Below are 11,441 nucleotides of genomic sequence, written 5' to 3' on the forward strand. Positions count from 1 at the left end.
GCCGGCGGGTTCCGGCGGTGGTCAGTCCCGGTGCCGGAAGCCGCAGGCCGCGAGGTGGTCGTCGACCAGGCCGCAGGCCTGCATCAGGGCGTAGGCCGTCGTCGGCCCGACGAAGCGGATGCCGGCCTTCTTGAGCGCCTTGGCGAGCGCCGTGGACTGCGTCGTCACCGCCGGGACGTCGGCGAGGGTCTGCGGGGCCCTGCCCGGCTCGGGGGCGTGCGACCAGATCAGCGCCTCCAGTTCGCCCGGCTCCCACCGCGCGAGGACCTTCGCGTTCGCCAGCGTCGCCTCGATCTTCATCCGGTTGCGGATGATCCCCGAGTCCAGCATCAGCCGCTCCGCGTCGCTCTCGTCGAACCGCGCGACCGCCTCGATCGCGAAGTCCGCGAACGCCTTCCGGAAACCCTCGCGCCGCCGCAGGATCGTGATCCAGGACAGCCCCGACTGGAACGCCTCCAGGCACAACCGCTCGTACAGCGCGTCGTCCCCGTGGACCGGACGGCCCCACTCCGTGTCGTGGTAGGCGATGTACTCCGGCGCCGAAAGCGCCCAGGGGCAGCGCAGGATCCCGTCCGGCCCGGCCACCGCCGGGGCGCCGCTCACCGGTCCTCTTTCGTGAGGTCGACGCGGGCGTGTGCGGAGACGGCGGCCGTCAGTTCCGCGATGCGCGCGTCCCGCTCGGCCAGCTCGGCCGCCAGCCGGTCCAGTACGTCGTCCACCTCGGCCATCCGGTAGCCGCGCGGTGCGACCGGCAGCCGCAGCGCGTCGATGTCCGCCCGTACCAACGGCCGGGTCTCGGGCAGCGAGTCGGCCACCCGGTCCGGCTCCGCCTCGGGCAGCACGGCCTCCGTACCTCCGCCGACCACCGCGAGGGTGACCGCGGCCACGACCACGACCAGCGCGATCAGCAAGAACCAGAACACGATCAACTCCCCTGAGAGACTCCGGCCACCAGGTTAAGGTCGCAGGCGAGGCGCGAGGGCCGCCGAAGGAGGAAAGAGCAGGATGCTGCGACTGGGCAGGCGCGAGTTCGACACCCACGAGCCGGTGATCATGGCCATCGTGAACCGGACCCCTGACTCCTTCTACGACCAGGGCGCGACGTTCCACGACGAGCCCGCGCTGGACCGGGTCCAGCAGGCGGTGGCCGAGGGCGCCGCGATCATCGACATCGGCGGGGTCAAGGCGGGTCCCGGCGAACACGTCGACGCCGCCGAGGAGGCCCGCCGTACGGTCGGCTTCGTGGCCGAGGTCCGGCGCCGCCACCCGGACGTGGTGATCAGCGTGGACACCTGGCGGCACGAGGTCGGCGAAGCGGTGTGCGAGGCCGGCGCGGACGTCCTCAACGACGCGTGGGGCGGGGTCGACCCCAAATTGGCGGAGGTCGCGGCCCGGTACGGCGTCGGGCTGGTCTGCACCCACGCGGGCGGGGTCGAGCCGCGTACCCGACCGCACCGCACCGCGTACGACGACGTCATGGCGGACGTCCTGCGGGTCACGGTGGGCTTGGCCGAGCGGGCCGCCGCGCTAGGGGTGCGCCGCGACGCCATCATGATCGACCCGGGCCACGACTTCGGGAAGAACACCCGCCACTCCCTGGAGGCCACCCGGCGGCTCGGCGAGATGACCGAGACGGGCTGGCCGGTGCTGGTCTCGCTGTCCAACAAGGACTTCGTCGGCGAGACGCTCGACAAGCCGGTGAAGGAACGTCTGCTCGGCACCCTCGCCACCACGGCCGTCTCGGCCTGGCTCGGCGCGCGGGTCTACCGCGTGCACGAGGTCGCCGAGACCCGACAGGTGCTCGACATGGTGGCGTCCATCCAGGGCCACCGGCCCCCGGCGGTCGCCCGCCGGGGACTCGCCTGACCCGCCGGGTCCCGGCCGGAGGCCGGCAGCCGGCGCAGCCGCCCGACGCCGGGGAGGCGCCCCGGCGTCGAACCGCGCGAGAGGGGCGGCGGTAAATCAGTCGCCGGCCTCCCGGGCGGCCTCCTCGGTGGCGGCGCGGGCGACTCGTTCGTTCGTGCCCTCGCCGACCTCCTTGCTGACCAGCGTCACGGCCTCCTCCACGTCGTCAGTCACGTGGAAGAGGCACAGGTCGTACTCGGAGGCCTTGCCCTGCGCGACGACGGTGTTCCTGAGCCAGTCGATCAGGCCGCCCCAGTACTCCGTGCCGAAGAGCACGATCGGGAAGCGGGTGATCTTCCGGGTCTGGACCAGGGTCAGGGCCTCGAACATCTCGTCCAGCGTGCCGAGCCCGCCGGGCAGCACCACGAACCCCTGGCTGTACTTCACGAACATCGTCTTGCGGACGAAGAAGTACCGGAAGTTCAGCCCGAGGTCGACGTGCTGGTTCAGCCCCTGCTCGAAGGGGAGCTCGATGCCCAGCCCGACCGAGATCCCGTTGGCTTCCCGGGCGCCCTTGTTGGCGGCTTCCATCGCCCCCGGGCCGCCGCCCGTGATGACGGCGAAACCGGCGTCGACGAGCGCGTGTCCGATCCGTACGCCCGCCTCGTACTCCGGCGAGCCTTCCGGGGTACGGGCCGACCCGAACACGCTGATCGCCGGGGGAAGCTCGGCCAGCGTGCCGAATCCCTCGATGAACTCCGACTGGATGCGCAGGACCCGCCAGGGATCGGTGTGCACCCACTCGGAGGGCCCGGCGGAGTCCAGCAGCCGCTGGTCCGTCGTACTGCCCGCCTGCACCTGGCTCCGCCTGCGCAGTACCGGTCCGAGCTGCTGCTCCTCGGGCCGACGAGCGAAACCCTCGGAATTGCGGTGGTTGCCCATGATGTGCTCCCTCCTGCTGATCGTTCGATCAGGTTAGGCGCACGAAGGTGACGAGGAGCGGAATTCAGGAGGTCAGCCAGGCGCGGAGTCGCTCCTCGCAGTGCAGGATCGCCTTCGTCTCGACCCGCTCGTCGACCTTGTGCGCCAGCAGCGCGTCGCCCGGGCCGTAGTTGACCGCCGGGATTCCCAACGCGCTGAAGCGGGCCACGTCGGTCCAGCCGAACTTGGGCATGGCGCGCCCGCCGACCGCCTCCATGAAGGCCGCGGCGGCCGGGTGGGACAGGCCGGGCAGGGCCCCGCCGGAGAAGTCGTCGACGATGAACTCGGCGATGTCGCAGCCCTCGAAGACCTCCTTCACGTGCGCCAGCGCCTCTTCCTTGCTCCGGTCCGGGGCATAGCGGAAGTTGACCGTCACCGTGCAGGAGTCGGGGATGACGTTGTTGGCGACGCCGCCCTCGATGCGGACCGCGCTCAGGCCCTCGTGGTACTCCAGGCCGTCGATGACCGGCTTGCGGGCCTCGTACGCCGCCAGCCTCGCGAGGATCGGGGCGGCGCCGTGGATGGCGTTGGAGCCCATCCAACTGCGCGCGGAGTGGGCGCGCTCGCCGGCCGTGCGGAGCAGTACGCGCAGGGTGCCCTGGCAGCCGCCCTCCACCTCGGCGTTCGACGGCTCCAGCAGGACCGCGAAGTCGCCCTCCAACCAGTCGGGATGGGCCTCGGCGACCTTGCCCAGGCCGTTGAGGTCGGCGGCGACCTCCTCCTGGTCGTAGAAGACGAAGGTGAGGTCCCGGTTGGGCTCGGGCACGGTCGCGGCGATCCGCAGTTGCACGGCGACGCCGGACTTCATGTCCGTGGTGCCGCAGCCCCACAGGACGTCGTTCTCGTCCAGGCGGGAGGGCACGTTGTCGGCGATCGGGACCGTGTCGAGGTGGCCGGCGAGCACGACGCGCTCGGCGCGGCCGAGGTCGGTGCGGGCGACGACGTTGTTCCCGAAGCGGTCGACCGTCAGGTGCGGCAGGCCGCGCAGCGCGTGTTCCACGAGGTCGGCGAGGACCTTCTCGTCGCCGCTCACGGAAGGGATGTCGACGAGCCGGGCAGTCAGCTCGGCAGCGTCCAGGGTGAGGTCCAGCTCGGATTGGGACATGGACCGACCCTAACGCCCGGGCCCTGACGGGGGCCCGCCGGTCCGGCCGGTGGACGCGTCCGGCGAGCCGGTCACGCAGCTCAAGTACGGTGGGCCGCGTGTCCCCCACCGATCACTCCAGCCCGCGCCGTCGCCGACCGCTGCTCAAGATCGCCGGTCTGCTCGTTCTGCTCGCGCTCGGCGCTTACCTCGTCGTCCAGTACCAGTCCAACGGCGGGGGCGGCGCCCCGCACTGCACGGCCGAGGCGCCCGGGGGCCACAGCGGTGGTGCGGGCGAGCCGTACGAGATGTCGCCGGAGCAGGCCGGGAACGCGGCGACGATAGCGGCCGTCGGCGTCGCCAAGGGTGTCCCGGACCGGGCGCTCACCATCGCGTTGGCCACCGCCATGCAGGAGTCGGGGTTGCGCAACCTCGACCACGGCGACCGGGACTCGCTCGGGCTGTTCCAGCAGCGCCCCTCGCAGGGGTGGGGAACGCCGCAGGAGATCCGCGACCCGGTGTACGCGGCGGGCATCTTCTACGACCGGCTGCTGGACGTCCGGGGCTGGGAGCGGCTGCCGCTGACCGACGCCGCGCAGGAGGTGCAGCTCAGCGGCTTCCCGCAGGCGTACGCGAAGCACGAGTCGAACGCGACCGTACTGACGGCGGCCTTCGCGGGCGGCGGCTCCGTGACGTGCGGCGGGCCGGCGCCCACCGAGCCCGGCCGGCCGGAGCAAGTACGGGCGGAACTGGTGCGGATCTTCGGCAAGCAGGTGCGGGTGGACAACCCGGCCGCCCCCGCCCCCGCGAAGGCCGGCGCCGGCGCCCCGGAGGCGGAGGTCACCGTCGGGCAGCCGCAGGGCCCGGCCGACTCGGCGTTCCGGCGCGCGCGGGTGGTGGCCTACTGGGCGGTGGCGCACTCCCACGACCTGGGCATCGCCCGGGTCTCGTACGCCTCCCGGGGCTGGACGGCGGGCGAGGCGGGCGGCGCGTGGCAAAGCGAGCGCGCAGCGTCCGGGCGGTCCGGTGCGCCGCGGGACACCACCGCGCAGGCGGACGAGGTACGGATCTTCGTGCACCGCTGATCCCGGCCGTGAACCGCCCCCCGGCCCGGGTATCGCTCGGGCGTGCGGGACGTCCCCCGCCCGGGGGTGACCGGCCCGGCGGCGCCGGGGGCGCGTAAGGGGCGGAAGGCCTGGTGGGCGCGGGTCCGGTGCGGTTGTCGCGGAAGCCGATTAAACGATGCGTTACCGATCCTTTACCGATCGGGTCCGCAACTTACCCCGCCCCGGGAGGGGTTGTACCGGCGTACTCAGCCGCTACCGCTTAGGAGCATCATGTCCCTCCCCCTGACCCGTCGGATCGCCCGTGCCGCGCTGCTCCTCGCAGCCGGGGCAGCTCCCGTGGTCGGTGCGGCCGGCGCGGCCAGCGCCGCGGGCCTGGAGTCCGTGCCGCAGCTGGGCGCGCTCACGTCCCCGGACGCCGGCGTCGCCGCCGTCGGCGACACCGCCGCCACCGCCACGGACACCGCGGCGAAGGCCGCCCCCGCTCAGCTGACCGAGGCGGCCGGCCCGCTGCTGGCCGGCCTGCCGACCTCGGGGCTGCCCACGTCCGAGCTGCCCACCTCCGGTCTGCCCACGTCCGAGCTGCCGACCTCGGGGCTGCCGACCTCGGGGCTGCCGACCTCGGGGCTGCCGCTGAACGCCGGACCGCTGGGCGGTCTCGGCCACTGACCCGCCGCCGCGGGAACACCGAGGGGCCGGGAGTTCGACTCCCGGCCCCTCGGGCTGTTCCGGACCGGATGGGCCGCGCGGACCCGCCGACCTGCCCGTCCGCAGACCTTCCCGTCTGCCGACCTGCTCTGCCTGCCCTGCGCTACGCGCCGAGCCGCTTGACCGCGGCCTCGACCCGCTCGTCGGTGGCGGTGAAGGCGACGCGGACGAAGTTCGCGCCCGCCTCGCCGTAGAAGTCACCCGGCGCGACCAGGATGCCCAGCTCCGCGAGGTGGGCCACCGTCTGCCAACAGGGCTCGTCGCGGGTGGCCCACAGGTACAGGCTGGCCTCGCTGTGCTCGATGCGGAAGCCGTGCGCCTCCAGCGCCCCGCGCAGCGCCTCGCGGCGGGCGGCGTAGCGCTCGCGCTGCTCCTCCACGTGCGCGTCGTCGCCCAGGGCCGCGACCACGGCGGCCTGCACCGGCGCCGGGGTCATCATGCCGCCGTGCTTGCGGATCTCCAGCAGCTCGCCGAGCACGTCCGCGTCACCGGCGATGAACGCCGCCCGGTAGCCCGCCAGGTTGGACCGCTTGGACAGCGAGTGGACCGCGACGAGGCCCTCGTAGGAACCGCCGCAGACCTCGTCGTGCAGGACGGAGACGGGCTCCGCCTCCCAGCCCAGCTCCAGGTAGCACTCGTCGCTGAACACGAGGACGCCGTGCTCCCGCGCCCAGGCCACGATCCGGATCAGCTCCTCCTTGGGGAGGACCCGGCCGGTGGGGTTGGAGGGGGAGTTGAGCCACAGCAGCTTCAGGCCCGTCGGGTCGAGCTCGGTCGGGTCGTCGTAGACCACCGGCTCGGCCCCGCACAGCCGGGCGCCGACCTCGTAGGTGGGGTAGGCCAGCCGCGGGTAGGCGACCTTGTCGCCGGCGCCCAGCCCCAACTGGGTCGGCAGCCAGGCCACCAGCTCCTTGGAGCCGACCACCGGCAGGACGTTGCGGTGCCCGACGGCGCTCGCGCCGAGGCGTCCGCGCAGCCAGCCCGTGATCGCGTCGCGCAGCGCGACCGTCCCCCACACCGTCGGATAGCCCGGGGAGTCGGCGGCGGCGACGAGGGCGCCGCGGATCAGCTGCGGCACCGGGTCGACGGGCGTACCGACCGACAGGTCGACGATGCCGTCGGCGTGGGCGGCCGCCGTCGCCTTGTACGGCTCCAGCTTGTCCCAGGGAAAGGCGGGAAGACGTGTGGATACTGCGGCCACGGTGCTCTCTGCTCTCTGCTCGCTCACTGGTCCTGCTCGCTACCGGTCCTGCTCACTGCGGGTCCTGCCCGGTGGCGCTCCCGCCGGCCGGCGGGGCAGCCGCGGACGGTGCCTGGGAAACGGCTCGGTCCCGCGCGGCACGGGGGCCGGACGGGACCGAGGGGCGGTTCTGGCGGTACGACCGTCGTCAGTGACTCGGGTTGATGTCCGCCGGAAGCGCCGCGATGAAGGGGTGGTCCCGCTCGATCAGGCCGAGCTTGGAGGCGCCACCGGGCGAACCGAGCTCGTCGAAGAACTCCACATTCGCCTTGTAGTAGTCCTTCCACTCCTCCGGGGTGTCGTCCTCGTAGAAGATGGCCTCGACCGGGCAGACCGGCTCACACGCACCACAGTCGACGCACTCGTCCGGGTGGATGTACAAGGACCGCTGGCCCTCGTAGATGCAGTCGACGGGGCACTCTTCGATGCATGCCTTGTCCTTGACGTCGACACAAGGCTCCGCGATGACGTAGGTCACGCTCTCGTTCCTCCTCGGTAGGGCTGTCCATATCGCGCGGGAGCGCGGCGTCGTCGATGCCCACGCCTAGTATCTCCGTTCCCGGGCACGATCCGAACAGGAGGGGCGGACAGAGCTGTGGAAATCACTGCCGGTGGACTGCTGGAGATCCGTATTACCCCCACTGACGTGGGTAAACGGGTTTCTGTGCGACGGGTGGAGGCGGACCTGAGCGGGCGCCCCTCGTTCACGGACACGGTCGGGGTTCTCACATCCTGGACCGAGGGTGTGCTCACGATCACACGCAAGGACGGGCTTTCCGTCCACATCGCGGAATCGACGCTGGTAGCAGGCAAGATCGTCCCTCCGGCGCCGGCCCGACGCAAGGGGCCTAAAGCGTCTTTCGAGGAGCTGGCCCGGGTCACGGCACGGGCCTGGCAGCCGCTGGAGAGCGAGCCGCTGGGCGAGTGGACCTTGCGGGCGGCCGGGGGATTCACCCGGCGGGCCAACTCCGTACTGCCCCTGGGCGACCCGGGGACATCCCTGGACGAAGCACTCGCGCGAGTGACCTCCTGGTACACCGAACGTCGCCTTCCGGCGTACATACAGACGGCGACCGGCGCGCTCGGCACCCAGGAGCGGCTGTGCGCGGAGCTGGAGCGGCGGGGCTGGGCGAACGAAGTCTCGGCGGAGGTCCGTATCGCCGCGCTGGCCCCGATCGGGGACGTGGAGGCCGCCGCGGCGGCGCGGGTCCGGCTGACCCGGGCGCCCGACGAGGAGTGGCTCGGGCGGTACGGGCGGGTCAAGGAACCCGAGGTGGCCCGGCGGGTACTGGTCGCGGGTCCATCGGTGTGGTTCGCGACGCTGCCCGGACAGGCGATCGGACGGATGGTGGTGGACGGCCGGTGGGCCGGGTTCGCGGCGGTCGAGGTCGATCCCGGTCAGCGGCGCCGGGGCCACGCGACGGCGGTGATGGCGGCCCTGGCACGGCGGGCGCTGGAGGAGGGCGCCTCGGCGGCGTGGCTCCAGGTGGAGACGGACAACCCCGGCGCGCGCGCCCTGTACGACGGCATGGGCTTCGCGACGCACCACGCCTACCACCACTTCCGGGCGGGGGTATGAGCCCCGAGGGGCGCTCCCGGTTCGCGGCCGAGGCCCGCTCGCAGCGGCCGGACCTCGCGCTGCTGTGCCTGCTGCTGGCGGCGGAGGCCGATCCGAAGCTGGACGAGAGGGTCATGGACTGGGCGCAGATCGAGCTGGACCGGCTGGCGGGGATGTTGCCGTACGGGCTGCGCGGCGGGGCGGCGTGGGCCTCGGCGGTGACGGAGCTGCTGGGCGGGCGGCTCGGTTTCCACGGGACTCCGGCGGACTACGACCGGCTGTCGTCCTCGTTGCTGCACGAGGTGTTGCGGCGCCGGCGGGGCCTGCCGATCCTGCTTTCCGTCGTCTGGCTGGAGGTGGCCCGGCGCGCGGGTGCGCCGGTGTACGGGCTGGGACTCCCGGGGCACTTCGTGGTGGGCTTCGGGGACCCGGAGGAGGGTGTCGTGGTGGACCCCTTCGCGGGGGGCGCCTCGCTCGGCACGGGTACGGCGGAGCAGGCGACCGGGCCGCGTACGCCTGCCCGCACGCTGGACATCGTGCTGCGCATCCTCAACAACATCCGGGCGTGGGCCGCCACCCGGCCGGAACAGTCGGGGGTCGCGCTGTGGGCGCTGGACCTGTCGCTGCTGCTGCCCTCGCACCCGGCGTCGCTGCGGTACGAGCGGGCGCGGGTGCTGGTGGAGCGGGGGCAGTTCGTGACGGGCGCGGCGGAGCTGGAGGCGTACGCGGAGGTGGTCGACGCGGTGGACACGGCGGCGGCGGCCCGTGTCCGCGCGGAGGCCCTTTCGGCTCGCGCCCTGCTGAACTGACCCCCCGGCCGCCGTTCACGTGTGGGCCGGGGCCGGGGTCGGGGCCGGGTCGGGCTGAGCCGGGCGTCGGGCCGGGCCGGGGCCGGGGGAAGAAGGATTCGTCCGCCCCGCCGCCGCGCAAACGCCCCCGGCTGCGCCGGGCCCCGAGGGGCTCCGCCCCACACCCGCGCCTCAAACGCCGGCGAGGCTGGAGTTGCCCCGCACCACCCACCCCCGCGAGGCTGGGGTCGGCCCGCATCTCCCACCCCCCGCGAGGCTGGAGTCGGCCCGCACCGCCCACCCCCCGCGAGGCTGGAGTCGGCCCGCACCGCCCACCCCCCGCGAGGCTGGAGTCGGCCCGCACCGCCCACCCCCGCGAGGCTGGGGTTGGCCCGCGCCGCCGACTCCGCCAGGCTGGGAGCGGGAGCCTAGAGCCAGCCCTTTTCGCGGGCCACGCGGATGGCTTCGGCGCGGTTGCGGGCGGCCAGTTTTTGGATGGCCGTCGAGAGGTAGTTGCGGACCGTGCCCTGGGACAGGTGCAGTCGCGTGGCGAGTTCGGCGTTGGTCGCGCCGAACTCCGCCGCGCGCAGCACCTCGCGTTCCCGGTCGGTCAGCGGGTTCGCCCCCTCGGCCAGGGCGGCCGCCGCCAGCGTCGGGTCGATGACGCGCTCCCCCGTGAGGACCTTGCGCACCGCTTCCGCCAATTGCGCGGCCGGGGCGTCCTTCACGAGGAACGCCGACGCCCCCGCCTCCATCGCCCCGCGGAGGTAGCCGGGGCGGCCGAAGGTGGTCAGGATGACGATCCGCAGGTCCGGCAGGGCGTCCCGCAGGGCCGCGGCCGCCTCGATGCCCGTCATGCCGGGCATCTCGATGTCGAGCAGCGCCACGTTCACATCGTGGGCGCGGGCCGCCGTCAGGACCTCGTCCCCGCGCGCGACTTGGGCCAGCACCTCGATGTCCGGCTCCAAACCGAGCAGCGCGGCCAGGGCTTCCCGGACCATGGACTGGTCCTCGGCGAGGAGGATCCGGATGGGCCGTGGCGTCATGAGGTCGATCCTAGGGGGACGCGGGCCAGCAACCGGAAGCCGGTCCTGCCCACCGGGCCCGCCTCCAGGCTTCCGCCCACCGCCGCAAGACGCTCCGTCAGGCCGGTGAGGCCGTTGCCGTGGACCGCGGCGCCCCCCGCGCCGTCGTCGAAGACAACCAGTTCGACGACATGGCCGGCCAGGGTCTGACGGGAACCCAGGGTGATCGTGCAGCGTTTGGCGCCACTGTGCCGCACCGCGTTCGTCACGGCCTCGCGCAGCGACCAGGCCAGCGCCGACTCGATGTCCTGCGGGAGGTCTTCCGGGACCTCCGCGGGAAGGTCCGCCAGCACGCCCGCCGCCGTCAGGGCCGTGCGCGCGCCGGCGAGCTCGCCCGGCAGGGTCGGCCGCCGGTAGCCGCTGACCGCTTCCCGTACGTCGACCAGCGCCTGCCGGCTGACCTGCTCGATGTCCGCCACCTGCTGGGCGGCGAGTTCCGGTCGGTCCGGCAGCATCCGGCCCGCCAGCTCGCTCTTGAGCGTGATCAGGGACAGCGAGTGCCCGAGCAGGTCGTGCAGGTCCCGGGCCATCCGCAGTCGTTCCTCGTTGGCCGCGAGCTGCGCCACCGTCGCCCGGGCCTCGCGCAGTTCCACGGTGGTCCGGATCATCGCGCGGATGCCGACCATCGCGAAGCCGCCCATCACGGCCGGGATCAACAGGCCCGCCAGGTACGCGTCTCCGCCCGGCACCGCCATGGCCGTCACCGTCAGCAGCGCGGTCGCGCCCGGCACCGTCCAACGGGAGATCTCCCCCGGCAGCGAGGCTCCGGAGGAGATGGAGACGTAGACGAAGAGGACCAGCCATTCGCGGCCCAGGCTCAGGGAGAGGACGGTGGCCTGGGCTGAGAGCGCCGCGGCCGAGATCAGCAGCCAGCGCACCTCGCTGTCCCGGGCGGTGCGGAACACCAGGACCAGGTACCAGGCGACGAAGGCCACGAGGCCCAGGCCGCCGAGCACGCGGGCCTGCGTACTGTGTCCGCCGCCGACCAGGTCCGTCACGGGGGCGCTGAGGTAGAACAGCCACAGGCTGATCCACATCGACTTAACGATCTTGTGGCGTCGGGTCTCGGGCCGCATGCCCACCCTCGG

12 protein-coding genes and 1 pseudogene are annotated in these 11,441 nt (G+C 73.1%); 5 read left to right on the forward strand and 8 right to left on the reverse strand.

Annotated features, from left to right (window positions below):
- Positions 1 to 21: 21 nt before the first annotated feature.
- Positions 22 to 603, reverse strand: a complete 582-nt coding sequence (locus ACV7NM_RS11860) for a DNA-3-methyladenine glycosylase I (RefSeq protein ID WP_463410262.1) — start codon at positions 601 to 603, stop codon at positions 22 to 24.
- 41 nt (positions 604 to 644) lie between these two features.
- Positions 645 to 929: pseudogene (locus ACV7NM_RS11865) on the reverse strand (DivIVA domain-containing protein); the annotation flags it as partial.
- Positions 930 to 1,005: 76 nt separating this feature from the next.
- Between ACV7NM_RS11865 and folP the strand changes: the two are divergent.
- Positions 1,006 to 1,866 carry a dihydropteroate synthase gene (folP, locus tag ACV7NM_RS11870; protein WP_463410263.1) on the forward strand — a complete coding sequence of 287 codons (861 nt, stop codon included), beginning with the start codon at positions 1,006 to 1,008 and terminating at the stop codon, positions 1,864 to 1,866.
- Positions 1,867 to 1,962: 96 nt separating this feature from the next.
- Here folP and ACV7NM_RS11875 read toward each other — a convergent pair whose 3' ends face one another.
- Positions 1,963 to 2,787, reverse strand: coding sequence for an LOG family protein (locus ACV7NM_RS11875; protein ID WP_463410264.1), 825 nt, complete (start codon positions 2,785 to 2,787; stop codon positions 1,963 to 1,965).
- Positions 2,788 to 2,851: 64 nt separating this feature from the next.
- Positions 2,852 to 3,931, reverse strand: coding sequence for a succinyl-diaminopimelate desuccinylase (gene dapE / locus ACV7NM_RS11880; RefSeq protein WP_463410265.1), 1,080 nt, complete (start codon positions 3,929 to 3,931; stop codon positions 2,852 to 2,854).
- A 98-nt stretch (positions 3,932 to 4,029) separates the two neighbouring features.
- On the opposite strand from dapE, the gene ACV7NM_RS11885 reads away from it, so the two are divergent.
- Positions 4,030 to 4,995, forward strand: a complete 966-nt coding sequence (locus tag ACV7NM_RS11885; RefSeq protein ID WP_463410266.1) for a hypothetical protein — start codon at positions 4,030 to 4,032, stop codon at positions 4,993 to 4,995.
- Between the two features lie 252 nt (positions 4,996 to 5,247).
- Positions 5,248 to 5,643, forward strand: coding sequence for an ATP-binding protein (locus tag ACV7NM_RS11890; RefSeq protein WP_463410267.1), 396 nt, complete (start codon positions 5,248 to 5,250; stop codon positions 5,641 to 5,643).
- 142 nt (positions 5,644 to 5,785) lie between these two features.
- Here ACV7NM_RS11890 and dapC read toward each other — a convergent pair whose 3' ends face one another.
- Complete coding sequence (gene dapC / locus ACV7NM_RS11895; RefSeq protein WP_463410268.1) at positions 5,786 to 6,883, reverse strand: succinyldiaminopimelate transaminase; 1,098 nt, start codon at positions 6,881 to 6,883, stop codon at positions 5,786 to 5,788.
- Between the two features lie 187 nt (positions 6,884 to 7,070).
- Complete coding sequence (gene fdxA / locus ACV7NM_RS11900; protein WP_030868357.1) at positions 7,071 to 7,400, reverse strand: ferredoxin; 330 nt, start codon at positions 7,398 to 7,400, stop codon at positions 7,071 to 7,073.
- 117 nt (positions 7,401 to 7,517) lie between these two features.
- Between fdxA and ACV7NM_RS11905 the strand changes: the two genes are divergently transcribed.
- Complete coding sequence (locus ACV7NM_RS11905) at positions 7,518 to 8,501, forward strand: GNAT family N-acetyltransferase (protein ID WP_463410269.1); 984 nt, start codon at positions 7,518 to 7,520, stop codon at positions 8,499 to 8,501.
- Positions 8,498 to 9,289, forward strand: coding sequence for a transglutaminase-like domain-containing protein (locus ACV7NM_RS11910; protein WP_463410270.1), 792 nt, complete (start codon positions 8,498 to 8,500; stop codon positions 9,287 to 9,289). The genes ACV7NM_RS11905 and ACV7NM_RS11910 overlap by 4 nt, the downstream gene beginning before the upstream one ends.
- Before the next feature lie 407 nt (positions 9,290 to 9,696).
- On the opposite strand, the gene ACV7NM_RS11915 is transcribed toward ACV7NM_RS11910, so the two are convergent.
- Together ACV7NM_RS11915 and ACV7NM_RS11920 are read right to left on the reverse strand one after the other, a co-directional pair.
- The gene (locus tag ACV7NM_RS11915) at positions 9,697 to 10,314 is read right to left on the reverse strand and encodes a response regulator (protein WP_463410271.1); all 618 of its coding nucleotides are present in this window, start codon (positions 10,312 to 10,314) and stop codon (positions 9,697 to 9,699) included.
- Positions 10,311 to 11,429: a sensor histidine kinase gene (locus ACV7NM_RS11920; protein ID WP_463413910.1), complete on the reverse strand. Its 1,119-nt coding sequence runs from the start codon at positions 11,427 to 11,429 to the stop codon at positions 10,311 to 10,313. Before ACV7NM_RS11920 ends, ACV7NM_RS11915 begins: the two co-directional genes overlap by 4 nt.
- Positions 11,430 to 11,441: the final 12 nt, after the last annotated feature.

The organism is Streptomyces sp. Tek67B01 (assembly GCF_055231995.1).